The organism is Paraburkholderia fungorum (genome assembly GCF_900099835.1).
GTDB classification, from domain to species: Bacteria; Pseudomonadota; Gammaproteobacteria; order Burkholderiales; family Burkholderiaceae; genus Paraburkholderia; species Paraburkholderia fungorum_A.
The window spans coordinates 2,587,016-2,611,590 of record NZ_FNKP01000002.1 but is presented as its reverse complement, the minus strand read 5'-3'; the positions used below and the strand labels follow the sequence as shown (position 1 = coordinate 2,611,590).

Sequence of the window (24,575 nt, the reverse complement as noted above, 5' to 3'; positions counted from 1 at the left end):
GCAAGCATGCAGCTCTTCAGAACAACGTCGTCTCGCCGTAGTCGTTCTTTCCGTTTCCGTTGCGTTCTCGACGCAGCGGGTAAACGCTTAGTGATCCAGATAAAAAATGGCCACAGGCGAAGCTCCGATTGCTGAAATGCGTGAGACCGTGGAAGCCGCATTCGACGTCGTATTGTCGCCGGTTGCATCCGCTGCATCTGCGCAACGTCCCGCGCTCGACGCGATCCGGATTGTCGACAACCTGTTCGCCATCGGACGCAGCGAAGCACCTTTCACCGACTACTCCAGCGAGCGCATCGCGCGATTATCGCGCCGTCATGCGCGGGTTTTCACGGAACACGGCGCGGTGTATGTCGCCGATCTCGGGAGTAAGAACGGCACGACGGTGAATGGCGTCGCCGTCCGGCAAACCCCGTCGCGCGTCAGAGCCGGCGACGAATTGTGCTTTGGCGGCGAGCTTTGTTATCGCGTGAGCATAGAACCGCGTGCTCGCATCGTTGCGGCAGCGAGTGCGCCGTCTGCACCGGGTCTTCTGTTGATACCGGAGCGCGACGACCTGGACTTGCAACCCATCGAGGTGCACGCTTTCCCATTCCTCGTCAGCAAGGCGGACGACGTTTTTTCGCGCTACAAGGAGCGTTATCCGCATCAGGTGAATTACATTTCACGCCGTCACGCTCATATCTATTTGAAGGGCGGCGATCTCCATGTCGAAGATCTCGGCAGCACGAATGGAACATTCGTCGGCGGAAAGCGCCTGGACGAATCGGCGATACCGCTTGTAGAGGGCGACCTCGTTGCATTTGGCGGCGACCACTTCGTCTACAGGGTGTCGCTGCAAACGCCCCCTGAAGTCGAGCCCACCGTGACCCAGCTATTCCTCAATCCTGCCGTCGATGACGCGGCCGATTCCGACAAGACCACATTCGTCGGTGCCGCGCATTCGTTCCTCGATATTTTTTGTGTCGATCCGGCGCTGCAACGCGAGGACGAAATCAACGAAGCATCGCAGCCGGTCACCGCACAGGCCGTGACCGCGAATAGCACGAACGGCACAAACGGGCTGCATAAAGCGAGCCATGGAAGTGGCGTGAACGGCTCGGGAAACGCGGCCAGCGCGAAAGGGAAATCGCGACGCTGGCGTTTGCTTGCGGGCGAACTCGGCAATGCTTTTGCGGACGGCGATCGCGTTGGAATGAAGCGGATTGCGGGCTGGGGCGGTGCGGGCATTGTCCTGCTAGGTGCAATATCCGTAGCGCTTTATCTGCATGGTTCGTCGGAGCGTGAATTGAAGAACCTGCTCGCGAGCGGCGATTACAGCAGCGCGGTCGTGGCCGCGAAAGGCTATCTGTCGAGTCATCCCACGGACACGAAAGTCAGTGCGCTGGCGAGCGAGGCGTTATTAAAGGCGAAGCTTCCTGGCTGGCTGAATGCGCTGGAAAAAGCCCAATTCGATCAGGCCGACGCGCTGCTCAAGGAGATGAAATCGTTGAGCGAAAACAATGTCGATGCAACTGCGCTGGTCGGAGAATTGCAGTGGGTTGGAGATCTGGAGCGTTTCGTGGCCGCGCGCGGCGGCGTCGATGCGCCGATTCATCTGTACGCGGACGAAGCCACGATCAACAATCTGCTGCAGCGCTGGGACGACGACGCGAAGGGTCATCAGCGTGCACTCGACCGGATCGCTTCGTATGTGCCGGTATTTGCCGAGCCGTATGCGCAGGCGCTAAGTCATCTGCGAAAACTGGAGAGCGACGATTCGGTGTATGTCGCGGCGATAGACCGGTTGAACGGCACAATACGCACCGAACTGGCGCACGATAAACCCGACGCGTTGCCGCCGGTACTCGATGATTACGCGCAGCGTTATCCACGTCTTGCCGGCCTCGATCAGGTGCGGGCGGATTTGCGGGAGTACACCGCACTCTTGAATGCCGCGCTCGGTCGTCAATTGACCCCTTTGCTTGCGATGCTGAAATCGGCGCATTTCAGCACGCCGCCGTTTCAGTCGCAATTCCAGCAACTCGCAGCGAGCCGACTGCCTTCATCTGACGTGATCCAGCGTCAGGACGCGGTGAACGCCGCATGGCAGCGCGGCGATGCGCAACAGGCGCTGGCCGGTTTGCAGGCCATGCCTGCGGGGCCATGGTCAGACGTACTCGCCGCAGAACTTGCACACAAGAAAGCCCTGCTCGATCAATTCGGCGATTTACAGAAAGCGCGCGGCAGCAAGGATTACGACCAGCGCCTGCTGTCGTTCTACGCGAGTCTCGACCCCGCAGCGGATTCCTGGTTCGTGCAATCGATTCAGAAAGACGTGGCCGCATTACACGACAAGGCATTGGCGCGCGCACAAGATCTGCTGCTGCGCGCACAGAGCCTGTGGAAGCAGTATCGCGCGAGTGGCCCGATTGGCGGAACGCAACGGCTGGAGGCGGGCATATCGCCGGGATTCCGCAGCGAGGCGCGATTGCTCTCCGACGCACAGACGTCGGCGCAACAGGGCATGCGCATCTACACTCAATTGAAGGCCGATCACCCCGCGGATTTTGACCGCCTTCTCGCGGATATCGAAGCCGAAGCTGATTTACAGCGCCGCTCGCTGACGGAATTGCGCATGGTGCTGGACCCCGGGTTGCTGAAAGCAAAACTGAGTCTGATCGGAGGCGAGCAGAGTGAAGCGCGAGAATCACCCTAGGCCGTTGTCTGAGGCGCTGGAGGATCACAGCGTCGAAGGCATCGCCATTCTGACCGCCGAGCCAGTGAAGATCGCGCGGGCCCTGATCTGGGCGATGGTCGCGCTGGTGGTCGCCGGGCTGTTGTGGTCGTTCGTGGGCCGCGCCGATGTGATCGTGTCCGCGCAAGGAACGCTGTCGCCGGAATCGGAAGTGCGCCGCATCTATGCGCCGATCGACGGCGAGCTTGCCGATCTGTATATCGCCGAGGGACAGCCGGTGTCGAAGGGCGACGTGCTCGCACGATTGAACGCTCGTGGCGCAATCGAAGCCGCAAGCAATGCGCTACAGGCGCAACTCAAACTCGAAGACGCCGAACGTGACTGGAAGCAGTTCCCCGAGAAGAAGGCGTTAATGGAGCGCAAAGCGGCGGCGCTCAAGGCGCAAATGGAAGTGGAGGCGCGGCAGCACGAAAACCGCGTATCCGAAGGTACAACCAAGCTTGCGGAAGGACAGAAGGCCGAACTGGACGAAGCGCGCAGTGTGCTCGACAACGCTCGTCGCACGCGCGAGGCAGCGCGTCAGGAATTGGACCGCTATTCGAAACTCTTCGCACAACCCGGCGGCGGCGGGATTGCCGAATTGCAGGTCGAGCAGAAGCGCACCGCTGCGATGGAAGCCGATAACGCGTACCGTGTCGCGCAATCGAAGCTCGCGGAACTGGACTTCCGCCTCAGTCACGAATACGCGCAGGCCAACGCACAACTCGAAACCAGTGGCCAGCAAACTACCGACCTTCAGCTTCAATACGATTCCGCAGTGCGCGATATCACCGACGCCGAAGACAAACTGCGTTTGCAATTGCAGACCGCGCGACTCGTGTCCGAAGCTGCTGCGCGAATCCGCTTCGAGAACATCGACAAGGACAATTTCCTGCTGATTCTGGCGCCCGTTTCGGGTGTCATCACGGACGTGACGTCGACCCAGCGCGGCGACAAGATCCAGGCAAACGCCCCACTCGGCGGCATCGCGCCGAAAGATGCGCGGCCTGTGCTCAAGATAGAAATCGCCGAGCATGATCGTGCTTTTCTGCATGAAGGCTTGCCGGTCAAGCTGAAATTCAACGCGTTTCCGTATCAGCGCTATGGGCTAATCAGCGGCACGCTGGCTTATATCTCACCGGCCACGAAGCCGTCGTTACAGGATAAGCAGCCGGTCTACGAAGGCCGTGTGACGCTCGACAGAAATTACTACCAGATCGCCGATACGCGTTATCCACTGCGCTACGGCATGACGGCCAACGCGGAGATCGTGGTGCGCGAGCGGCGCCTGATCGATCTCGGTCTCGATCCGTTCAGGCAGGTAGCGGGTTGAGTACCGCTTGAGCACGCCGATTACACGTCAATTAAAGGAGCCGATGAAATGACCGCGATAGTGCGTATCGATGATGAAGTCGTGGATGTGGCTGAGTTCATCCGTCTTCTGAAACTGACTGGTCAGTTCGAAAGTTTGATCGAGCAGATCGTGCGCGACAAGCTCACAGTGCACGCTGCGAAAAAGCAGGGCATTGTCGTGACCGCCGATGAAATCCAGCAGCGCGCCGATCAGTTCCGCCGCGTGCGCGGGCTGCATCGCGCGACGGATATGAATCAGTATCTCGATGTTCTCCGTGTGAGCCTCGACGAATTTGAGGCCTTCGTCACCGATGGTTTGTATCAGGAGAAGATGCTCGACGAGGTCGGCAACGAGTCGGCGATAAAAGACTACTTCGCATTGAATTCACCGAAGTTCGACTCGATCGAAGTGAGCCATATCGTGCTCGACAGCGAGGGTAAAGCGAAGGAAATGATCTCGTATCTGCACGACGACCCCGACAGTTTCGCCGACATGGCGCGCGAGCATTCAATTGCGGACACCCGCGAGGCCGGCGGTGTGATCGGAAAAGTGCTGCGTGGATCGCTGAAGCCGGATATCGAGGCCAAGATATTCAATGCGGCAGTGGGCGATCTGCTCGGTCCATTTCCTTCGGCGGATCGATCGTGCTATGAGATTTTCGCCGTAACGGCGAAGTATCCCGCCACGCTCGACGCGGATGTGGCCGCCGAAGTGCGGCGCCTGCTGCGTGAAAGCTGGCTGATTGCGCGTGCGCAGGAGCACGTTATCGAGGCCCGATAACATGGATGCACCCCAGACCGCGCCATCCGCCGCCGAGTTTCTAGCTTCGGTGGAGATTCTCTCGCCGTTTTCACGCGACGAGATCGAGCGTCTTGCCGACTATGCGCAAGCGCGCTTCTATTCGTTTGGCGAAACGGTCTGCTCGACGGGAGAGGTGGCCGAAGGGCTTTATGTCGTGCGCTCAGGCTCGGTACGTATTTTCACCGAGGAGCACGGTAAGGAAACCAGCATGGGCGTGCGCAAGGCCGGCGAGATTTTTGCCGACATAGCGATGCTGCGTACGTATGTGCATGAAGCATCGGTACGCTCGTCGGCGAAAACCGAATTGCTGTTTATTCCCCGCAGCGCGATCGAGCCGGTGATGGCCGGCAATCAGGCCGCATTGGCATTTGTCGCGAGCTATGTCGCGATCAATTCGGCAGGCGGCTTCGTCGCACAATTGTTCGACCTGCGCGGCAAACTGAATAAGGCGGAACTCGAAGAGTATGTGCGCAGCGTCGGCGTGAAACGGGTCGCTGCGGGCAAGGAAATTCTCAAGCAGGACGGTCGCGACGACCGACGGCTTTACGTGGTGCGCCAAGGCGAAGTTCGCATTGTCAGACATGAAGAAGGCCACGACTACACGCTCGCGACGCTTGGCGAAGGCGAGATATTTGGCGAGAAAGCGTGTTTGATGCGGCAGGAACAGATGGCTTCGGTCGTGGCGAGCATCGACACGCGGCTATTGGTCATACCGGAGCGGACGGTCCACTTCATTCTTGAACGCAATCCGAAATTGCGTGAAGTTCTCGACGAACGGATTCGCTACGGCGACCGCGAATTGCAACGGCAAAAGCGACTCGAGCAGCGTCGAAAATTGCCGTTGATGCTTGATTTGCAGAGCAAGCCTGAATTCGGCGAGAGGCTTATCAAGCGCTTTGCACTGGTCGAGCAGGCTGAAGAAATGGATTGCGGCGCGGCGTGTCTCGCGATGGTTTGCCGTCACTACAGTATTCCGATGACGCTGGGCAAATTGCGCGAACTAGCCAACGTCACCACCCAGGGCGCCACGCTTGATAGCCTTGCGCGTGCGGGCGAAGCGCTCGGCTTCACTGCGCGCGGCGTGCAATGCACTTTCGATTCGCTACGTGGGTTTGATCTGCCGTTCATCGTGCACTGGGAGGGTTATCACTACGTGGTGGTGTATGGTCTGTCGAAAGACTACGTATGGGTCGCCGATCCCGCGCTCGGGTTCAGGAAATTGACGGTCGAAGATTTCGAGCGTGGCTGGAGCGGTACTTGTCTGTTATTTACCGGTGGTCCGCATCTGCTGCAGATGTCAGCAGCGCGTTCGCCGTGGATACGTTTTGTCGGCTACCTCAAACCTTATAAAAAGATTCTCGGTCATTTGTTTCTGGCTACCTTTGTGATTCAGGTGCTGGGCGTCATTCCGCCTCTGATTATCCAGAACATTCTCGACGGCGTGATCGTGCATCAGAACGTGAGCCTGCTGCATCTGCTGATAGGCGGCCTGATTATCGCCAATGTCTTTTCGCAACTGATGTCGTCGATTCGCGCATATCTCGCCAATTTCATGGTTCGCAACATGGACTTCGCGATGATGTCGCAGTTCTTCAAACACACGCTGTCGCTGCCGTTTTCGTTTTTCGCCAAACGGAAAACCGGCGATATTTTCGCGCGCTTCCAGGAGAATCAAACTATCCGCGCGTTTCTGACCGAGTCGACCGTCACGACTGCACTCAACCTGCTGATGGTGTTCATCTACTTCACCATCATGTTCGTCTACAACGTGAAGATGACGCTTGTACTAATTGCATTCGTCATTCCAATCATGGCGTTAACCGCGTTGGCCACGCCAAAAATAAAAAGCTACGCGCGCGAGGTGTTCACTGCATCGACGGAATCGAAGTCGTTTTTGATGGAAGCACTCGCGGGCGTGGAGACGATCAAAGGCATGGGCATCGAGCGGCCAGTGCGTTTGCGCTGGGAGAAGAAGTACGCGAAAGCGCTCGAAGTGCAGTACCGCGCGCATGCATTCAATATTCTCGTCGGACTTGGCAGTCAGTTGCTCAACGCGGCGACGACAATCGCCATTCTGTGGGTGGGTGCGAACCTGGTGTTGGCGCGTGAAATGACGATTGGTCAGTTGATTGCATTCAACGCTTTCATGGGCAGCGTATTGAGTCCGTTAATGGGACTCGTCGGTCTATGGAGCATGCTGAACGACGCGGGCGTTGCAATGGAACGTCTCGGCGATGTACTCGATATCGAACCAGAACAGAAGCCGCAGGATTTACCGTCTCGCGTCATGCTGCCCGAGTTGCAAGGCGATATCAGCCTGAGCGGGGTGTACTTCCGCTACGGCGAAAACGACTCGGCGTACGTGCTGGAAAACATCAGTTTCGATATCAAGCCGGGAGAACTGGTGGCTATAGTAGGCCGCAGCGGGTCCGGTAAAACCACGCTGGCAAAACTGCTGGTGGGATTTTATGCCCCGAGCGAAGGCAAGATGACGATAGACGGCTATGACCTCGGTGTCGTCGATAAAGCGTATTACCGTGCGCAAATCGGGTATGTGATGCAGAGCAATCTGCTGTTCTCCGGCACGATTGCGGAGAACATTGCGAGTGGCGACGACGTGCCCGATCGGCGGCGTATTGAAGAGGTCGCGAAGATGGCCGACGCGCATGCATTCATCAGCAAGATGCCGCTCGGCTACGAGCAGATTGTCGGCGAACGTGGAATAGGCCTTTCTGGCGGGCAGATTCAGCGGTTATGCATTGCACGCGCGCTTTATCACGATCCGCGTTTTCTCGTATTCGACGAGGCCACGTCAGCGCTCGATTCGCAATCGGAAAGCAATATTCTTGGCAACATGCACGACATCCTGAAGGGCCGCACTGCGGTGATCATCGCTCATCGGCTGAGCACCATCATGCGAGCGGACAAGATTCTCGTGCTGTATGAGGGCGCGATTGTCGAACAGGGCCGTCACGATGAACTGATCCAGCGCGGCGGCATGTACTATCAGCTGGTCCAGAAACAGTTGAGTGCGTGAAGATGAAAATACTCGACCAGATTGAAGAGGCCAGCCCCGCAATCTCGTACGCGGGACTGATCGAACGAATCGAGATTCTGCGCTCGACGCTGCGCTGGTCGACGCGACTCGAGCGTGCCGATATCGACAAACTATTGCGGCAGGCCACATCGTTACGCGACGAGGTGATGCAGTTATCGCATAAGGAGCGCTTTGTACAGGCGGCGACTTCGGCCGAGCCGCAGGAGCGCGCCGATCAATCGCGCGGTGCAAGGCGCAAGGCGTTGCTCGAACGCAGCTTCATTTTCGAGGGCACGTTTGGCGATAATGCGCGTTTGCTCGAATCGCTTGAAATTGCCGAGAAGGCGGCGCCGACCGACCTGCCCGTGTTGATCGATGGTGAGAGCGGCACCGGCAAGGAACTGATGGCGAAAGTGATTCACGCGAACGGCTCGCGCGCGGACAAACCGTTTATCTCCGTGAACTGCGGCGCGATTCCGGACAATCTGCTGGAGTCGGAATTGTTCGGGCATCGCAAAGGGGCATTCACCGGGGCGTCGAACGACCGCAAGGGGAAATTCGAAAGCGCGCATACGGGTACGATCTTTCTCGACGAAATCGGTGAGTTGCCGCTGGCAGGGCAGGTGAAACTGTTGCGCGTGCTCGAAGCGCACGAGATTCAACGAGTCGGATCGGATGAAACGATTGCAGTCGACACGCGTATTGTCGCGGCGACGAATCGCAACTTGCGGCAACTCAGCGAAGAGGGCAAGTTTCGCGAGGACCTGTTCTATCGGCTCAGTGTGATTCACGTCACGCTGCCACCGTTGCGCGAGCGTCGCGATGAAATACCGTTGCTGATCGCGTGGTTCGGCGACGAGGCCGCCGGAACCTTAAAGCGCAGGCCCGTCAGATTGACCCCGCGTTTAAGGGACTTTCTTCTGAACTACGCGTATCCGGGAAATATTCGCGAGTTACGTAATGTGATGTATCGGGTGTCGTGTCTCGCGGGAGATATGGCGGACATCGATCATTTGCCGGTGGACATGCGTCCGGCGTCGCCGGGTTCGTCGGCCTCCGCAAATGTCATGACATCGGTAAGCGGGCAGGAGCCGATCAGCGTCGCGAATCTGATGTCGCTGAGCGATGCAAAACGGGCCGCCAGTGACGACGCAGAAAAAGCCTTTCTCGAACGCGGACTTCGCGAAGTGCACGGTACCGTCGCTGAACTGGCGAGGCGGATCGACATGAATCGCTCGCATTTGCAGATGCTTTTGAAGAAACACGGCTTGCACTCGAAAGACTTTCGCAATCGCGCAATGTCGCCTGCAAACCGGAATGGCGCCGATGAGCACGACGAAGAAGAAGGGGACGCGTAGTATTAAACGGCCTGCTTCAGGGTGCCGGATTCAGCAGTGTTTTGTCCGTGGCATTGGGGTCTTCCGCCTGAACGACGACCGCGGTGATGTTGTCCCGGCCACCTTTCGCCAGTGCCAGTTCAACCAGTTCTTCAGACGCGTTCTCCCGTTCCGCGGAAGTCAATACCGCAATTATCTCGTCGTCGCTGAGTTCGTTACTCAGGCCGTCGCTGCATAGCACGAACACATCGCCGTCGACGACTTCGATTGCGTCGTCGTCGAGATCCAGCATGTCCGTGGCGCCGACCGCGCGCGTAATCATGTGTTGTGCCGGATGATGTCGCGCCTCTTCATCGGTAATGACGCCGAGCGATTTCAGTTGTTCCACCTGGCTGTGATCGCGCGTGAGTTGCTGCAACTGGCCGCCGCGATACAGGTAGATGCGGCTGTCGCCTGCCCACACATAGCCGCAGAACCGGTCGCAAGCGAGCAACACGACGACCGTGCTGCCAATGCGCTGCACCTGACGACGCGCGGCTTCGTCCCTCAGTTGACGATTGGCGGTTTGCAGTCGCGCGCGGGCATCGGCGATCAGCGTTTTCATGCTGACAGGTGATGCGATCCGGCTTAGCGCGTCGATCACCAGGCGGCTCGCCAGATCGCCGACCGCATGTCCGCCCATGCCGTCGGCGACGGCCCAGCGTCCGGTGCCGGGCTGGTCGAGGCAGGCGTCTTCGTTGATCTCGCGAACACGTCCGGCGTCGGAGCGCGCGGACGACGTCCAGCGAAATTGGCTCTTACAGGTCACAAGATTTACACCGAATTGTTTTTGCTGAGGGCGTCGGGTGCGACTGCGATGTTCGAGTTCGCGCCGGTATTGCGCACGTCCACCGACTGGAACTGGTTGATCATCTGGTTAGCATAGAAGTTGTTGGACACCTCGTACAGGTTGACGACGGGTCCAATGCTCGGCGTGTCGCGAACATACGGCTGGATCCAGCCGTATACCCACGGCGCACCGCCGCCGCCGCGAATCGCTGCCATTGCTTTGCGGTCGAGCGCGAGATTCAGCGAAAGATCGTTCACTGTGATATGAGCCATGTCGTTCTCCGGTTGGCCTCGCGCGACTTATATAAAACGCGCGCGGTTTAAAGGAATTTGAACGTGATGGTGCAAATGCCATGCCAATTTATGGCTTTAAATCATAGACGGTCGCAACGTCTTGATTGTGCGGTGATTCCGTGCGGTTGCGCACGGAAGGAGGGCGCATACGCCGCATCATAGGTCGGCTTTAAACCAACAGGCGCGAATCGAAACCGGTGTGAGGTCCAACACATTTAGCCTGCATTTCGCGTTGTTCGATCGCGCCTCAAATTGCCACTCTTCTGCTGTACTGCGTGACGCATACAGAGCGTCACACACCAACACTTCAACACGAAATCTGTCGGCTCATAGCTGACACATTTCGGACCGGCTATCGGCTGAAAACGTGAAAACCCCTTTAACCAAGGGCTTTTCAGCACATGGCCCGGAACATGCAAAAGACCTCGCAACAGTGTTGGAATTCGAAACGAGGCCAGCGATGAACACTCTCTCTCTTCAAACAGGCAGCGAAGTTTGCCCCGCAACATCGTCCACGATCGATTTGCCGATCGGTGCGCATCTCGTCATTCAACGGCGCGGTTACGAACACCACGGCATTTACGTAGGCAATGGTCGCGTCGTCCATTACGCGGGCTTTGCGGGTTCAACGCATCGCGGACCGGTGGAAGAAGTGGAGTTGTCGCACTTCGCCGCCGGCCATCCGCTGTCGATCCGCACGACACCGAGTGCCCGCTACGCCGGCGATGAAGCGGTGCGCCGCGCGCGCTCCCGTCTCGGCGAAAACCGCTATCGCCTGCTGACCAACAATTGCGAGCACTTTTGCGCATGGTGTCTGTTCGGCGAAAGCCGCAGCGAACAGGTGCATTGCTGTCTGCGTCATCCGCGTACCGGCGTGCATGCGCTGGTGTGTCTCGTGAAGGCCTTTGTCGAGAGCAATGCGAAGGGCGACGAGGTTGCCGCGCAACTCGTGTGAGCACGTCGAAATTCGAGGAGAACATCATGGTCGCCGCAGAGAAAACCTTGCACTGGGCCGTCGACAAATGGCTCGCTCCCACTCCGTCGATGCCCGCACGCGTGGTGCAGTTTTGCCACCGCGCGTCGCAACACCAGCGCTACGTTTGCGTCGAAGCGCTGCGCCCCGGCGGCCTGCTGTCGATCTTTTTCTTCCGCCACGACGACGGCTCGTGGAACGTATTTCCGCCGCAAATCGAGCGGCCCGCGATGAACGGTCACCGCCGCGTGTCGCTCTGCTAAGCCGGTGCGTATTGCGCCGCTTCCTTGAGTATCCATTGGCTGAACAGCACCATCGCGGGCGTCATCGGTTTGCCCTTCAGGCTCGTCAGCCAGTAACTGCCCGCATGAACCTCCACATCGAATGGACGGACGAGACGGCCCGTGTTGATCTCGTGATCGAACATCAGCGCGGGCGCGAGTGCGATTCCTGCGCCTTGCATTGCCGCTTCCACCATCAATCGCGACGAATCGAAAACCGGTCCGCGAATCGGGCGCGGCGTGATGTCCGCGGCGTTGAACCAGCTTGTCCAGTCGTCGGCGCGATAGGAACGCAGCAGGGTCTCGTCGGCGAGGTCGTCGGGTTTTGAAAGACGCGCGGCAATCTCCGGCGTGCACAGCAAGGCGAGCGGCGCGTCGAGCAAACGGGTGGCTAGCGAGCCGGGCCATGTGCCGTCACCAAAACGGATCGCGAAATCGAGTCCCTCGGTGGCGAGGTCGACCAGATTATTGTTGGTCAGCAATCGCAATTCGACGAATGGGTGCGCGTGGCGAAACGATTTCAACCGAGGCATCAGCCAGCCGACCGCGAACGTGCCGACCACGCCGATCGTCAATACCTCGTGAAAATGGCCGTTTTCGAATTGCCGGAGCACTGCCTCGATGCGGTCGAATGCATCGGTCAGCACGGGGCGTAGCGCGAGTCCTTCGTCGGTCATCGCAAGACCGCGTGGCAGGCGCTTGAACAGCATCGTGCCCAGCCGCTCCTCCAGCGATCGAACCTGCTGGCTGACGGCGGCCTGCGTCACATTCAACTCAAGCGCGGCGCGCGTGAAACTCAAATGCCGCGCGGACGATTCGAACGCGCGCAGCGCATTCAACGGAAGATTCGGTCTCATGGAAATGCATTAGATTTTCTTGTGAGCCGGCTAACTTATCACCGTTTGAAAGGGATGTGCGAGAGCGGCTCAACGCAAAGCGATGCGCGATGCAAAACCGCCGCCACATGCGGGCACACCCGCTGCATTTCGTCCGTCGAATTGTGCGACACTAGGGCCACACCGAAATGGGGCAACCGCGCGATCAACTGCGGATCGTCCCGATTGATGCGGTGAGAAGTTGACTGTCCAGGTGAAATGCTCGACACGTTCTGCCGACGTTCGTCCAGGTAAGCCGTCGGCTTGTCCAACCGCGCATCATTGCCCCGATTCGGAGTCCACTATGTCCGTGTATGTCCTGGCATTGTTCATCGGCATCATCGCCGGCCTTCGCGCGATGACCGCTCCCGCCGCCGTCAGTTGGGCGGCTTATCTCGGATGGTTGCCGCTGGCGGGCACCTCGCTCGCATTTCTCGGTTTCAAGGCCACGCCTTATATCTTCACCGTCCTCGCTGTCGTCGAACTGATTACGGATCAATTGCCGGAGACGCCGAGCCGCAAAGTGCCGATGCAATTCGGCGCGCGCGTGATTCTCGGTGGCTTGAGCGGCGCGGCGATCAGCGGCGCTCACGGCGGGCTTGCCGGCGGCTGGATTGTCGGCGCGCTCGGCGCGGTGGTGGGTATCGTCGGCGCGGTGATCGGCACGCTCGGTGGTGCGAGCGTGCGGGCTGCAATGGCGCGAACCTTCGGTCGGGATGCGCCCGCCGCGCTGATCGAAGACGTGGTGGCGGTGGTCGGCGCGGCGTTGATCGTGGTGTCGCTGCACGGGTTCTGAAGCTTGTCGGCGACACAGTTGTCGCTTTGCGCCGCTGCGGGTGCCGCGCCCGCCGGGCTGATGTGGCGATGCAGCGAAGCGCCATGCGTCTCGCTGCATCGATTGACTGACTGGCCCTTGTGATGCGTCAGTGGGCGGTCGCCTGCTTGATGACGGCCTGGCTCGCCGCGGCTGCCGCTCCACCGGCAGCGGGAACCAGCTTGCCTTGCACCAGCAGACTCAACGTCTTCACCACCAGGATACCGACAATCACATTCGCCGCGATGAACAGAGTCGGCGCGGCCCATTCCACCGGACCCGTCGCGCCTCGTTCGACCATCCGCAGAGCCATTGTCGGCAATGCGGCTACGCCGAAACTGAAGGCCCAGTAGCCAGGCACGAAAGCCTGCTCGCGAATCCACGGCAGCAAACGCAACAGCATCAGCGCCTGATACAGACCATAGCCGAGCAGGATCATCGCGAACAGATCAGGGGTGCCGGTGGTCAGGCTCAGGTAGGTCACGCCGCCCACTACGGGCGGTGCGAGTTGCACGCCGAGAATCGGGCGCAGTGCGGCGGGCAGCGGTTCATGAACGGCCGCGCGATGCAGCACCATCGATTCGATAGCGAGCCACGACAACAGCCCGGCCCCGAAAAACAGTTCGCCCAGTTGATGGAATCCGAACGCAGCCGCCGCCGTTCCCGCGACAAAGCTCGGCGCGACTGTCGGCAGATAAATGGCCGGGGTGGTCATTTCGGGCTTGCGTCCGCCTTGCCAGAGCCGTCCGTGCAGATACGCGCCGAGCGCCAGTTGCGCGATCACGGAGACGACGAATAACGTGAGCGCGGCAGTCCGGGCATACGGTTGCAGAAGTTGCGCGGCCAGCATGCTCGACACCGGGCCGAGCGCCGCAAACGACGATTGCACCGGATGCTGCATTTCCGCGCGGGCCGTGGCGGCGTCGGTCAGCCACTTGTGCCCGTACGCGGCCAGAACGACGAGCCACACGGCGAGCGACGCGACCGTCAACAGGGTTCCCACCTCGGCGGGCAGGTGCCATACCCTGATCGCCACCCGCCACAAGTTGGCGAACGCCAAAGCGCCCACCGCGATCCCGAAGAAAGCAACTGGAATCGAGCCACGATTGCTGTTCATCACCGAGTCCTCCGAAAGTTGCGACGCGCTCCGAAGTTCTGGCCGTGCGCGATCGATGAGCTACTTTAAAAGCCGGCAGCTAATCGGAGAACGCTGGAAAAGCTCGGGAAATGGCGCGATCGTCTCAACGTGAGAGCGCCGAGGTTGGCCGCGTTCGCAGGCGGTGGGATTCGCGATTCGTGAAGCGGGATGCAGGAAAGCGAGGGATGCGCCGATTTCCGGCACGACTTCAATAAGAAGATGTTCATCAACCATGCCGGTCTGCAATGAAGGAGACCGGCACGGCTGTCGCGTGCTTCGTCAAGCTTCCATGCGCTGAAGCATGGCGAGCAGTTCGTCGAATGAAAGCGGCTTGCGCGCGTAAGCGATATGAGGATTCGGCTGCACGGGAATGTCCGAAGCCGCGCTGCACAGGATGATCGGAATGGCGCGCAGATCGGGATCGGCGTACAGCGCCGCGCACAGTTGCAGCCCCGACATGATCGGCATCATGCAATCCGACACGATGACGTCGGGCCGGGTCTTGCGTATCTGTTCAAGCGCGGCGGCCCCGTTCGACGCCGTCAGCACCGTATAGCCGTGCCGCTCCAGCAGCAGCCGCCATACGGTGAGTATGTCGAACTCGTCGTCCACAACCAGAATGGTTTTCATGAGGGGCTACGTCGTCCGTCGCGCCGGCAGCGTGGCCGACAGGCCCAGCGCCAGATGCGTACCGGCAGCGCTGCCCGGACCTTCGATCACGTCGAGACCGTCGGACGAAATCACCAGCTCCCGCAGCGAGGTGTCGTGAGCACTTTCGCGTTGCTTGACGACGGAGATCATCCGCCGCAAACCCGCATCCGATTCGGCATAGCGCAGCAACACGAGGTTTTCGGTCAACGCGGAAACCCGCACGCTCTTCGCATGGCCGGGGTCGGCGTAAAGCGGCAACTCTTCGGTCAGCAACGTGGTGACGGCAGCCTCGCGCAACTGGTGCAGCAGCGCGTTCAGGAACAGGCCGAAGCGCTCGGTGCGCAATGCGGAGTCGCGAAAACCTTCCACGCCGTCGATCACGATCCGCGACGCGCCGATGCGCTTGACCGTGGCGAGCGCGGTAGCCGCGAGTTCGTCGACAGCCAGTTCGATCGCCGGCTGCCATTGGATGACGAGGCGGCCGTCCTCGTAAGCATCGGTCAAGCCGATCGAGACCGCTTCCGCTTTGCCGATCAGCCGCTGCGGTCCTTCGTAAAAACCGAGGTACAGGCAGCGCTCGCCACGCGCCACGCCCGCCGCGAGAAATTGCAGGCAGAGCAGGGTTTTGCCGACGCCGGACGGCCCGATCAACGTGGTCGTCGATCCTTGCGCAAAACCGCCGCCCAGCAGATTGTCGAGATGCGGCAGGCCGAAGCCCAGACGCGTCTTCAGATCGACCGGACCCTGCGGCACCGCGCCTTGCGCTTCGAGGCGCGGGAACATCAGCAGGCCGGTTTCGGCGATACGGAAAAAATGCTTGCCCATCAGATGGTTGCGCGCGCGCATCTTATGCACTTCGATCTCGCGGGCGCGGCGCATGCCGTCGTTGTAACGGTTCAGCTCGATCAGGCCGTCGACGAGCGTGTGTTCGGGATGCGGCTCGTTGCCGGAGAGCGGCGCGAGCAGCAGCGTGGTGCAATCCATCGCGGCGACCAGCGCATTCAACTCGTGGATGAACTTCGATAGCGACAGTTCGGTTTCGCTGAACTCGCGTGCACTGCGAAAGCCGTCGATGATCATCAGGCTCGGGCGATAGTCGTAAATGCTCGACGCGATCAGCTTCAGGAAGCCGTCGAGACCGTCCTGCATCAGCTCGTGATAGCCGGACACGAACAGCATTTGCTGCGCGACCGCTTTCTCGTCGAAGAAGCTGAGGCCTTTCAGATGCCCCAGCAGCTTGTCGTGCGATTCCGCGATCAAGGTCATGTACAGCACCTTCTCGCCCTGGCTTACACGATGAAAACCGATCTGGCTCGACAGGATTGTCTTGCCCGCGCCGGCCATCCCTTCGAGCAGATAGACGCCGCCGCGCACCAGCCCTCCGCCCAGGATCTCGTCGAAACCAGGTACACCCGTCTCCACGTTGGAGCGCGCCGCGTCAGACCGAGCCGCGTCAGACCGCATTGCGCCAGGCCGGGAAGACGTCTGGGATTCGTGGTTCGTCATTGTAGATATGTCATTCAAAGTGCCGGAAGACGACGGCCTGGCCACAAGCCGTCTGGTGCTAAAACAAACTACGATAGCAATTGGCGTTCCCGCGATGGAGCGGCGGCGCTCGCCGTGACCGGATGCGGGAGATTTTATCCGGGCAGACGGCGCTTGGCGATCCGGCGGCGTTGGCGGGCGTGATCGTGCGGGGCTGGGCTGGCGCTTGAATCAGCGGCGGCGCGCGACGCGTTGAAACCCTGCCGACGGGCGGTAGCGCGGACTGGCGGTCATCGTGGGGTGAAAACGTTTCGCCGTATACAATTCGGCTGCGCCTGATTTCGAGCCATTTTTGTGCTGGCTCCTGCCTAACATCGACCTGAACCATTCCATGCCGAATCCGACCCGGGCCTTCCTTCTCGGCCCGCTCCTGAAAGGCGTTTCACGCTCCTTCTATCTCACGCTGCGCGTATTGCCCGCGGGCATGCGCGACCCGATCGGCCTCGCGTACCTGCTCGCGCGCGCGGCCGACACGATCGCCGATACCTCGCTGATCCCGCCCGAACAACGTCTCGCGTTGCTGCTGTCGCTGCGCGATCGGGTGAACGGCGCGACGGACGACGACGCGCTGTTTCAACGCATGGCCGCCGAAGTGGCGGGTCAGCAGAATCAGTCGGACGAGAAAGTCCTGCTCGAATCGCTCGGACCCGCGCTTGACGTGTTGATGCAGCTCAGCGAACCGGATCGCCAGGCAGTGCGGGAAATCGTGTCGACGCTGACCGAAGGCATGGAGTTCGATCTGCGCACTTTCCCCGATGAGCGCTCCGGCCAGATCGCCGCGCTGCACGAGTACGACGAACTGGATCGGTACACGTATCTGGTCGCGGGCTGCGTCGGCGAGTTCTGGACCACGATGACTTACGCGCATATGCCGGGAACGTTGAAAGAAGTACCCGACACGATGTCGCGTCGAGGGGTGCGTTTTGGCAAGGCGCTGCAGATGACCAACGTGCTGCGGGATTGCGGCAAGGATCTGCGGATCGGCCGCTGCTATCTGCCGCAGAGCATGCTGGATCGGGCCGGCCTGAGCGCGCAGGATCTGTTGCTGCCCGCAAACTCGATGCGCGCGCGGCCGCTGATGGTCGAACTTTTGCGCGGGACGCTCGATCATTTCCGCGAAGCGCTGGACTATACGCTCGCGATTCCGGCGTTTTCCATCCGCTTGCGGCTCGCCTGTTTGTGGCCGATTCTGATTGGTCTTGAAACGCTTTTGCTGCTCGTGGATAACGACGCGTGGCTCGATCCACAGAAAGTGTCGAAGGTACGGCGCAATCGCGTGTATGGAATTATCGGGGCGTCACTGCTGATGGTGCCGTCGAATGCAGTGGTGCGCAACGCGATCGAGAAGAAGATCGCGCAGATCGAAGCGCGCTTTTAAGCGTGGTTTTGAGCACCGAGGCGCGCGCTGTTTTAATGACTCGCGCTGTGTATCGAAATTGGCTGTTCGGGCAGAAAACGATGCACGTGCAAGCAGATTCGTATCGATTTCGGCGTACTACGGGTAAAACCTGATCCATACGTCGCAGAGCGAATCGCGCCGCACTTGAGGCGATTTGATCCGCATCACTGCCTAACTATTAATCGGGAAACCCCTAGGACCAGGCATCTCCGGTTCGCGTTAGTCTCTTCTAAAGAGGAGGCGAACCATGAGACAAGCGTTCAATATTGCCGTTGTGCTGTTGCTCGGTTATCTGATGGCTGATCGAGCCTTGATGCGCGCGCAGGCTGGCGAAGTAGGGACGATAACCTGCCACCAGGGCGCGAAGATGGTGAAGTCGGACGCGTTGAAGAAAGGTTTTGGGGACGTCGGGGCCAGCAGTCAAGGAGAAAATTTCCTGTCGAACTGCCTTGTCACAGGCCGTGGTCAGGTGGGCGAACTGGTCGCGCGCGATTGATGCGGTGACGGGCTCGCTAACAAGGGCGCCGCAGTAGAGCGCAGCGAGCAGGATTATCAGGGCTGCAAATCAGGGCCGAAAAAAATTATCCGGCGCTAACGAGCGCTGTGAAAAAGCGCCCGGACCGCGAAGGCCCGGGCGAAGTCATCGGTAGCCGATGACGGAGGTAAGCAATACACAACTGGCCCGCGATCGGAGAAACCCGGTCGCGGGCCAGTTTGTTTTATGTCTGGTCGCGCGTCTGTCGACGCGCTGAGACGCACATTCGCGCTTCACTTCCGGCGCTTCGTGCTTGCGGTTCTTACCGCTTGAACGCTAGTTGCAGTGCAATTAGCTTTCGCGACTATTTACTGGCCGAAGTAAATCGACTTCTGACCGTTCGCCTGGACGGCATGGCCGGATTGCGACGAACCACTTGCCACACCGCCGAAGCCGCTTTCGGCTGCTTGTGCAGTACCGTTCTGAACGTTCACACGAGCTTGCGCTGCTTGAATGTCAGCGGGGTAATGCGGGCTGGAAATGCCCGGGTGATAACCGGCTTTCTCGAGTTGAACCAGTTCTGCGCGAACTTGTGCGCGGGTCACCGGCTGGTTCGATTGAGCGAACGATGCAACAGGAGCGGCCAGCACGGCAGCGATAACAACAGCTTGAAGAAGCGATTTCATTTTGAACTACCTCCAGTTCGATTTTTTGTCTTGCTGCGAACGTTGTTGTTCGTAGTCAGTGATTGCATTGTAGTTTTGCAAACTGGAGAGAGTAATGACCTATTCAGGGAAGGTTTGTTGTTAAATTTGAGACAAAGGCGCTGGGGGAAAAAAGCGGGCGCTTGGGGAAATTCAGGGCCGTAGCGAATTTATCGCCAGCATTTGCGGTGCAGCAGTTTTGTCAGGTGGTCGCTCGAATAGAAAAGGATCGCTAAGCATTCTGTCTGCTCCGCATGCCGTCGGGCGTTCGCGCGTTCATGCGGCAAGCGGAGCGATTCGAGTTGGATCAGCAGCCGGATAATTCAGGTTCCACAGCGAAGAGAAGTTCATTTACCCGTTCTAAAACACCGGTCTTTTTCCATTCGGTATACCGCAGGTAGCAGGTTTGTTGCGGCGGGAACGTTGCGGGAAGCCGGTGCCATTTTTCCTTTTGTTGTTGCACCCAAAGTATCGCGTTGAGAATCTCACGATTGCTACGTCGAGGTCGTCCGCGAGTGGACGGTAATTCGGGAAAAAGGCCTTCAACGCGAGCCCAGTCAGTGTCGGAGAGAGGAATTTCTAGCATCGGCTGAATCGTGACTGTTTTGGTGACTATTGAAGAAATTTGCAGTCGTTGTTGCTGCGTTTTGCGGATACTAGTCAATCTTTTTTAAACGGTCAAATGCAATTGTGCGGCGTTATCAGGTAAAAAATCCTGTGCGATATGGCGCGTTTTTTGGGTAACAGTGAGCGTTCCCGTCTCAACTTTGAGATGTTCCGTTACGTCACGACGTGGCGCTACGTAACGTGAGCGAAACGCAAACGTTTGGCGAGAAAGGGTAACGCAGCAACCGATTCGCGAATAAGTCGTGAACCGCAATGTAGACGGCACTTTCAGCGAATTAAGCGTGCGCTCCGTGGCTAAATTGCGCCGACTGGCACGACATGTGCGTAGGTTGGCCGGGTTAAAAGAAATCGCCATTTGCCATGCACACGCTCGACTATTCCAGACACGTCTCGCTCGCACGCTCGTTCACCATGCCGACCGTCGAAAGCGTTGCCAACGATCCACAAATCTCCAGCGATCCGTCGATGGGACTCAGCGAACTCGAAAGCCGGGTATGCGACGGCTTGCGCGCGGGCGAATTTCATCTCGTGTTTCAAGGTGCTTATCGTACGAATGATGGCGCACTGGCACGGCTCGAAGCGCAGGTTCGCTGGGCGCATCCCGACTATGGGCTGCTGCTTCCCGGCATCGTCAATATGCCGCTTGAGAACCCGCAGGTTGCGCGTGAAATGGCGGCTTTCGTCGTCGATAGCGTATGCCGTGAATTGCGTGCATGCCTCGACGCAAACCTGCCGATGCAGCCGGTTGCGATCACAGTGCCCGCGCAAATCGCGTTGCTCGATTCGTTCGCCGACGATCTCGCGCGCGTGGCTGAGTCTTACGGCGTACCGCTCGATCTGTTTGAAATTGAAGTGACCGATAGCGCTGAAGCGGCAAAATTGCTGACCTTGCGCACGCTGACTGAGGGTCTTCGCGATGCGGGCGTCGGCTTGTCGCTGGGCAAGTGGGGGAGTGGGGCGTCGTCGCTGGCGCTGCTGGGCGCGCTCGATGTGGACACCATCACGATTGCGCGCGAATTGATGAGCGCGGTGCCGCGCGACAGGCGCGCGTGTGCGGTGATGGCATCGTTGCTGGACCTGCTGCATTCGCTGGGAATGCGGGTAGTGGTCGACGGTGTGGATACGAAGGACCAGTTGCAGTGGTTGAGCAAGTGGCCCGATGCGCTGGCGCAGGGATTTGTGTTTTCGCGTCCGCAGGCGGGGTTGAGGAAGGCGGTGGCGTAAGCCATAGTCCGTTACGTAACGTCGCCTGAAGGCGTGGTAGCTCGATGCATTCCTCTGCATCGAGCTTTTTGTTTTCAGGTGTACCGCAGTCGAATGCGAATCGCTGTTTGCAGGCGCAGGAAAATAACGCGGGCGTTGAATCGGGCTACATCATTCGATAAGCCCGCGTGCTGCTCAAAAGACGCGCGACAGCTTCGCTATCAACCCATTACGCGCAATCCACTCTGCGTACGCGCGATAGTCCGGGTCGTTCATCAAGTGCTTTTCCTCGGTTTTCGCGCGTACCAGATACAGCAGATTCACCGCCACCAGCGACGCGCAATGCATGATCGCCACCTTCCATCCCAATGGTTCGATGAACGGCACCGAGATCATCCAGTACGCCAGATTCTTCGTGATATACGCCGGGTGCTTCGTAAATCGATAGGGTCCCGAAGTAATAATCCCGCGATTGGTCAGGTTGGAAAACCGCAAGCCGAACGAGATCGTGGCGAGCGCATAGCACAGCAGCAGCGCGACGATCACCGCGCCCCACGCGATCCGCACGAGCGGCAGCGAGATCAGCCAGTTGTCCCAGAACACCGAGCCTTCGTAGTGAATGTACTGGTTTGAAATCAGCGACCAGAACGGCTGATAACAGATAAGCGCAACCAGCCAGCCGAGCGTGGTCGGTTCCGCGCTGCGTACGTGGCTGTCGAGAATACGAAAGGTGCATAGATAGCCGACGGTGCCGAACATCAGGTCCATTGCAAACGACAGGTCGTACATGAAGCGGAACGACGCGAGCGAGAACGGCGCGTCGAGCGCGGTTGTCAGCGATGCATTGAGATGATCCGCGTTGGTCGACAGGTAGACGGTCATCAGCGGCAGGAAGAACGCCTTCACCATCCAGCCCGCCAGCATTTCGCGCACCGGCTTCCAGTTCGACGGGCGCTCTCCGCGAAACAGCAGGCGCGCCCATACGAGATACGCGTCGTCGGTTTCCCGCTGACGCCGGTCCATCCACGCAAAGTAAAACGGCGCGGCGACGGCGACGTACGGTGCAAGCGTGCGGATCAGCGACCAGAACGGGTCGTAGAACGCGCCGTGATATTCGGGCAATAGCCAGTAGAGCAGGCCGATGCCGGCATAGATCGAAGCCAGTGCGCCCAGCCGCAAACCGACGCGCGCAATGCTCAGCGGGCGCAGCGCGGTGCTCGCGAGCCCGGCGCTCGGGCGCAGATAGACGCGCGCGACAAAAAGCTCATAGGCGGCGATGGTCGCGATGATCGCGAGACTGGCGATCGTGCCGCGAGTCGCACCGTTCAGTGCAGGCGTGTCGCGCAGCAGCCAGAGTGAGAGCAGGCCGGCTGCGATGCCGAGCAGGCCGACCGGAAACGGCGTGGCCGAACGCGGCCGTGGGTCGTGGATGGGCGCGACGGTTTCGAAAGTGGAGTTCATGTCATCCTCGTAGTCATGACACTGAGGCGGCCGGGCTGTTGATTTTTTGACGCCCGGCCGCTTTATCGAAGTAACGCTTTGATGTGATGCCTATTTGCCCGCTGCCGTGACGCCGCCGAGCAATCCGCCGACCAGGTTCGTCACCGGCGCGAGCGGGTTCTTGCTGGTCGACGTGTTGCCGGTGCCGCTAGCGGTGCCACCCGTGAGGCCGCTGATGAGCGTGGTCAGCGGATTGGACGTCGAGCCGTTTTGCGTCGTGGTCGTCGTGGTGCCGCTGCCTGCGGTTGCGCTGATACCGCCGGTGACGGTCACCGTCAGCGAGCCGACCAGATTGACGACCGGCGCGAGCGGGTTGGTCGTGCCTGTGGCGCCGCCCTTGCCGAGCAGGCCCGTGATCGGGCTGAGCAGGCCGCCGAGGCCGGTTGCGCCGCCGGTGCCGCCCGTTCCGCCGAGCGAGCCGAGATTACCGAGATTGCCGAGCAGGCCGGTCAACGGCGGAATGGAGATCGCGCCGCCGGTGCCGCTGCCGCCCAGTCCGCCGAGTACGCCCGTGAGCGGCGCGAGCGGGTTGGTCGTCGCGCCGGTGAGCAGGCCGCCCGTGCTGGTGACCGTATTCCCCAACTGGCTCACGATTCCCCCGACATCCTTGCCGAGCTGATTACCTGTCGCGCCGGACACCTTCGCGCCAGCCGAACTGAGTCCGTTGCCGAGCGTGCCGAGCAGGTTGTTGAGCGGCGCGCCCAGTCCGGTGGCGTTACCGATCGTTTGCGTCGTATTGGAGACGGTGAGGGTGATCGGGTTGATCGCCGAACTGAGTTGCGTCTCGATCTGCTGAACGGAGCCGCTGGAGAGCGCTTTGTTCAGCCCCGAGCCGACCGCGATGACACCCGAGCCGACTCCGCCGACGACGCTGCCCAAGGTCGATGTCACCGGTGCGAGCGGGGCGAGGGGGCCGCTGCCGAGGCTCGTCACGACGCCGCCGACGGCCTTGACCGCAGAGCCGGCATCCGAGACGACGGTGGAGGTGGACGTCAGCGTGGGTCCGAGCGGATTGGCCGAGCTGCCGAGCGTGCCGAGACCGGCAACTGTACCTGCGCCCAAGGCTTTCACGCCGTTGCCGAGATCGGTGACGGCGGTGCCGAGGTTGGCCGTCGTCGCGCCGTTGAGGCCGGGGACCGATGTGCCGGTGACCTTCGTGCCGGTATCGGAGACGGTGGTGCCCACGGCGGTGATGAGATTGCTGGCGTTGGTGAGGATGTTGCCGAGTGGGGTGGAGGAGGTGCCTGAGGTGCCTGAAGTGCCCGAAGTACCCGAAGTACCCGAAGTACCCGAAGTACCCGAAGTACCCGAAGTACCCGAAGTACCCGAAGTACCCGAGGTGCCCGAGGTGCCCGAAGTGCCCGAGGTGCCCGAAGTGCCCGAGGTGCCCGAAGTGCCCGAAGTGCCCGAAGTGCCCGAAGTGCCCGAAGTGCCCGAAGTGCCCGAGGTGCCCGAAGTGCCTGACGTACCCGAGGTACCCGAGGTACCCGAGGTACCTGACGTACCCGAAGTACCTGACGTACCCGAGGTACCCGAGGTACCCGAGGTACCCGAGGTACCCGAGGTACCCGAGGTACCCGAGGTGCCCGAAGTGCCCGAAGTGCCCGAGGTGCCCGAAGTGCCCGAGGTGCCCGACGTGCCCGACGTGCCCGACGTGCCCGACGTGCCCGACGTACCCGACGTGCCCGACGTACCCGAAGTGCCCGACGTACCCGAAGTGCCCGACGTACCCGAAGTACCCGAAGTGCCCGAAGTGCCCGAAGTGCCCGAAGTGCCCGAAGTGCCCGAAGTACCCGAAGTACCCGAAGTGCCCGAAGTACCGGAAGTACCGGAAGTACCGGAAGTACCCGAAGTACCCGAAGTACCCGAAGTACCCGAAGTACCCGAAGTACCCGAAGTGCCCGAAGTACCTGAGGTGCCCGAGGTGCCAGAAGTACCCGACAAATTACTCCCACCAAGCCCGCTACTCGGCGTCGTAAGCGTGGACCCGCAGCCATAGAGCGCGAGTAACGTAGATGTCGCC

At 59.9% G+C, this 24,575-nt stretch carries 22 protein-coding genes; 12 read left to right on the top strand and 10 right to left on the bottom strand.

From position 1 onward, the window contains the following. The first annotated feature begins 106 nt into the window (after nt 1-106). From BLS41_RS27525 to BLS41_RS27505, 5 genes are read left to right on the top strand one after another with little or no spacing between them, the layout of a single operon-like run. Entirely contained in the window at nt 107-2,698 is a 2,592-nt protein-coding gene (locus BLS41_RS27525; protein WP_074770533.1) for an FHA domain-containing protein, read from the top strand. Next, complete coding sequence (locus BLS41_RS27520; protein WP_074770532.1) at nt 2,676-4,049, top strand: beta-barrel domain-containing protein; 1,374 nt, start codon at nt 2,676-2,678, stop codon at nt 4,047-4,049. Before BLS41_RS27525 ends, BLS41_RS27520 begins: the two co-directional genes overlap by 23 nt. Nucleotides 4,050-4,097: 48 nt before the next feature. Then, nucleotides 4,098-4,850, top strand: coding sequence for a peptidylprolyl isomerase (locus tag BLS41_RS27515; RefSeq protein WP_074770531.1), 753 nt, complete (start codon nt 4,098-4,100; stop codon nt 4,848-4,850). Between the two features lies 1 nt (nt 4,851). Continuing rightward, the gene (locus BLS41_RS27510; RefSeq protein ID WP_074770530.1) at nt 4,852-7,908 is read left to right on the top strand and encodes a peptidase domain-containing ABC transporter; all 3,057 of its coding nucleotides are present in this window, start codon (nt 4,852-4,854) and stop codon (nt 7,906-7,908) included. Between the two features lie 2 nt (nt 7,909-7,910). Beyond that, entirely contained in the window at nt 7,911-9,266 is a 1,356-nt protein-coding gene (locus tag BLS41_RS27505) for a sigma-54 interaction domain-containing protein (protein WP_074770529.1), read from the top strand. Between the two features lie 16 nt (nt 9,267-9,282). On the opposite strand, the gene BLS41_RS27500 is transcribed toward BLS41_RS27505, so the two are convergent. Together BLS41_RS27500 and BLS41_RS27495 are read right to left on the bottom strand one after the other, a co-directional pair. Beyond that, nucleotides 9,283-10,053, bottom strand: coding sequence for a PP2C family protein-serine/threonine phosphatase (locus BLS41_RS27500; protein ID WP_074770528.1), 771 nt, complete (start codon nt 10,051-10,053; stop codon nt 9,283-9,285). A gap of 5 nt (nt 10,054-10,058) precedes the next feature. Beyond that, the gene (locus BLS41_RS27495; RefSeq protein ID WP_074770527.1) at nt 10,059-10,346 is read right to left on the bottom strand and encodes a hypothetical protein; all 288 of its coding nucleotides are present in this window, start codon (nt 10,344-10,346) and stop codon (nt 10,059-10,061) included. Between the two features lie 481 nt (nt 10,347-10,827). On the opposite strand from BLS41_RS27495, the gene BLS41_RS27490 reads away from it, so the two are divergent. Then, nucleotides 10,828-11,322, top strand: coding sequence for a lecithin retinol acyltransferase family protein (locus BLS41_RS27490; protein WP_074770526.1), 495 nt, complete (start codon nt 10,828-10,830; stop codon nt 11,320-11,322). A 26-nt stretch (nt 11,323-11,348) separates the two neighbouring features. After that, nucleotides 11,349-11,603 carry a hypothetical protein gene (locus BLS41_RS27485; protein ID WP_074771227.1) on the top strand — a complete coding sequence of 85 codons (255 nt, stop codon included), beginning with the start codon at nt 11,349-11,351 and terminating at the stop codon, nt 11,601-11,603. Here the strand turns inward: BLS41_RS27485 and BLS41_RS27480 are convergent. Continuing rightward, on the bottom strand, nt 11,600-12,478 hold the full coding sequence (locus BLS41_RS27480; protein WP_074770525.1) for a LysR family transcriptional regulator: 879 nt from the start codon (nt 12,476-12,478) through the stop codon (nt 11,600-11,602). The genes BLS41_RS27485 and BLS41_RS27480 overlap by 4 nt on opposite strands. A 322-nt stretch (nt 12,479-12,800) precedes the next feature. Between BLS41_RS27480 and BLS41_RS27475 the strand changes: the two genes are divergently transcribed. Next, on the top strand, nt 12,801-13,292 hold the full coding sequence (locus BLS41_RS27475) for a DUF4126 domain-containing protein (protein WP_074770524.1): 492 nt from the start codon (nt 12,801-12,803) through the stop codon (nt 13,290-13,292). Between the two features lie 127 nt (nt 13,293-13,419). Here the strand turns inward: BLS41_RS27475 and tehA are convergent, their stop codons facing one another. The 3 genes from tehA to BLS41_RS27460 all read right to left on the bottom strand — a co-directional run bounded on the left by tehA (nt 13,420) and on the right by BLS41_RS27460 (nt 16,605). Next, complete coding sequence (gene tehA / locus BLS41_RS27470) at nt 13,420-14,427, bottom strand: dicarboxylate transporter/tellurite-resistance protein TehA (RefSeq protein ID WP_074770523.1); 1,008 nt, start codon at nt 14,425-14,427, stop codon at nt 13,420-13,422. A 300-nt stretch (nt 14,428-14,727) separates the two neighbouring features. After that, the gene (locus BLS41_RS27465) at nt 14,728-15,078 is read right to left on the bottom strand and encodes a response regulator (protein ID WP_074770522.1); all 351 of its coding nucleotides are present in this window, start codon (nt 15,076-15,078) and stop codon (nt 14,728-14,730) included. Between the two features lie 6 nt (nt 15,079-15,084). Further along, nucleotides 15,085-16,605 carry an ATPase domain-containing protein gene (locus tag BLS41_RS27460; RefSeq protein WP_436972035.1) on the bottom strand — a complete coding sequence of 507 codons (1,521 nt, stop codon included), beginning with the start codon at nt 16,603-16,605 and terminating at the stop codon, nt 15,085-15,087. A gap of 370 nt (nt 16,606-16,975) precedes the next feature. On the opposite strand from BLS41_RS27460, the gene BLS41_RS27455 reads away from it, so the two are divergent. Next, nucleotides 16,976-18,022 carry a phytoene/squalene synthase family protein gene (locus BLS41_RS27455; RefSeq protein ID WP_074770520.1) on the top strand — a complete coding sequence of 349 codons (1,047 nt, stop codon included), beginning with the start codon at nt 16,976-16,978 and terminating at the stop codon, nt 18,020-18,022. A 268-nt stretch (nt 18,023-18,290) separates the two neighbouring features. Continuing rightward, entirely contained in the window at nt 18,291-18,539 is a 249-nt protein-coding gene (locus tag BLS41_RS27450) for a hypothetical protein (protein ID WP_074770519.1), read from the top strand. Nucleotides 18,540-18,886: 347 nt separating this feature from the next. Here the strand turns inward: BLS41_RS27450 and BLS41_RS27445 are convergent, their stop codons facing one another. Both BLS41_RS27445 and BLS41_RS27440 read right to left on the bottom strand, forming a co-directional pair. Beyond that, nucleotides 18,887-19,204, bottom strand: a complete 318-nt coding sequence (locus BLS41_RS27445) for a DUF4148 domain-containing protein (protein ID WP_074770518.1) — start codon at nt 19,202-19,204, stop codon at nt 18,887-18,889. 325 nt (nt 19,205-19,529) lie between these two features. Beyond that, nucleotides 19,530-19,808 carry a transposase gene (locus BLS41_RS27440; protein WP_143026377.1) on the bottom strand — a complete coding sequence of 93 codons (279 nt, stop codon included), beginning with the start codon at nt 19,806-19,808 and terminating at the stop codon, nt 19,530-19,532. A 401-nt stretch (nt 19,809-20,209) separates the two neighbouring features. Between BLS41_RS27440 and BLS41_RS27435 the strand changes: the two genes are divergently transcribed. Then, complete coding sequence (locus BLS41_RS27435) at nt 20,210-21,073, top strand: EAL domain-containing protein (protein WP_074770517.1); 864 nt, start codon at nt 20,210-20,212, stop codon at nt 21,071-21,073. A gap of 174 nt (nt 21,074-21,247) precedes the next feature. Here the strand turns inward: BLS41_RS27435 and BLS41_RS27430 are convergent, their stop codons facing one another. Both BLS41_RS27430 and BLS41_RS39695 read right to left on the bottom strand, forming a co-directional pair. Continuing rightward, the gene (locus tag BLS41_RS27430; RefSeq protein ID WP_074770516.1) at nt 21,248-22,513 is read right to left on the bottom strand and encodes an isoprenylcysteine carboxylmethyltransferase family protein; all 1,266 of its coding nucleotides are present in this window, start codon (nt 22,511-22,513) and stop codon (nt 21,248-21,250) included. Nucleotides 22,514-22,603: 90 nt separating this feature from the next. Continuing rightward, nucleotides 22,604-23,737, bottom strand: a complete 1,134-nt coding sequence (locus BLS41_RS39695) for a collagen-like triple helix repeat-containing protein (RefSeq protein ID WP_253189770.1) — start codon at nt 23,735-23,737, stop codon at nt 22,604-22,606. Between BLS41_RS39695 and BLS41_RS39690 the strand changes: the two genes are divergently transcribed. Then, nucleotides 23,649-24,551 (top strand): highly repetitive protein, encoded by a 903-nt coding sequence (locus BLS41_RS39690; RefSeq protein ID WP_253189769.1) that lies wholly within the window; start codon nt 23,649-23,651, stop codon nt 24,549-24,551. The genes BLS41_RS39695 and BLS41_RS39690 overlap by 89 nt on opposite strands. Nucleotides 24,552-24,575 lie beyond the last annotated feature (24 nt).

What these genes read in the sequence shown, in the direction of transcription:
- BLS41_RS27435 (WP_074770517.1), top strand. Translation starts at nt 20,210, where the DNA reads ATGCACACGCTCGACTATTCCAGACACGTCTCGCTCGCACGCTCGTTC.
- BLS41_RS27525 (WP_074770533.1), top strand. Translation starts at nt 107, where the DNA reads ATGGCCACAGGCGAAGCTCCGATTGCTGAAATGCGTGAGACCGTGGAA.
- tehA (WP_074770523.1), bottom strand. Translation starts at nt 14,427, where the DNA reads ATGAACAGCAATCGTGGCTCGATTCCAGTTGCTTTCTTCGGGATCGCG.
- BLS41_RS27440 (WP_143026377.1), bottom strand. Translation starts at nt 19,808, where the DNA reads ATGCTAGAAATTCCTCTCTCCGACACTGACTGGGCTCGCGTTGAAGGC.
- BLS41_RS27505 (WP_074770529.1), top strand. Translation starts at nt 7,911, where the DNA reads ATGAAAATACTCGACCAGATTGAAGAGGCCAGCCCCGCAATCTCGTAC.
- BLS41_RS27475 (WP_074770524.1), top strand. Translation starts at nt 12,801, where the DNA reads ATGTCCGTGTATGTCCTGGCATTGTTCATCGGCATCATCGCCGGCCTT.
- BLS41_RS27485 (WP_074771227.1), top strand. Translation starts at nt 11,349, where the DNA reads ATGGTCGCCGCAGAGAAAACCTTGCACTGGGCCGTCGACAAATGGCTC.
- BLS41_RS27515 (WP_074770531.1), top strand. Translation starts at nt 4,098, where the DNA reads ATGACCGCGATAGTGCGTATCGATGATGAAGTCGTGGATGTGGCTGAG.
- BLS41_RS27490 (WP_074770526.1), top strand. Translation starts at nt 10,828, where the DNA reads ATGAACACTCTCTCTCTTCAAACAGGCAGCGAAGTTTGCCCCGCAACA.
- BLS41_RS27445 (WP_074770518.1), bottom strand. Translation starts at nt 19,204, where the DNA reads ATGAAATCGCTTCTTCAAGCTGTTGTTATCGCTGCCGTGCTGGCCGCT.
- BLS41_RS27480 (WP_074770525.1), bottom strand. Translation starts at nt 12,478, where the DNA reads ATGAGACCGAATCTTCCGTTGAATGCGCTGCGCGCGTTCGAATCGTCC.
- BLS41_RS27465 (WP_074770522.1), bottom strand. Translation starts at nt 15,078, where the DNA reads ATGAAAACCATTCTGGTTGTGGACGACGAGTTCGACATACTCACCGTA.
- BLS41_RS27430 (WP_074770516.1), bottom strand. Translation starts at nt 22,513, where the DNA reads ATGAACTCCACTTTCGAAACCGTCGCGCCCATCCACGACCCACGGCCG.
- BLS41_RS27455 (WP_074770520.1), top strand. Translation starts at nt 16,976, where the DNA reads ATGCCGAATCCGACCCGGGCCTTCCTTCTCGGCCCGCTCCTGAAAGGC.
- BLS41_RS27450 (WP_074770519.1), top strand. Translation starts at nt 18,291, where the DNA reads ATGAGACAAGCGTTCAATATTGCCGTTGTGCTGTTGCTCGGTTATCTG.
- BLS41_RS27460 (WP_436972035.1), bottom strand. Translation starts at nt 16,605, where the DNA reads ATGACGAACCACGAATCCCAGACGTCTTCCCGGCCTGGCGCAATGCGG.
- BLS41_RS27510 (WP_074770530.1), top strand. Translation starts at nt 4,852, where the DNA reads ATGGATGCACCCCAGACCGCGCCATCCGCCGCCGAGTTTCTAGCTTCG.
- BLS41_RS27495 (WP_074770527.1), bottom strand. Translation starts at nt 10,346, where the DNA reads ATGGCTCATATCACAGTGAACGATCTTTCGCTGAATCTCGCGCTCGAC.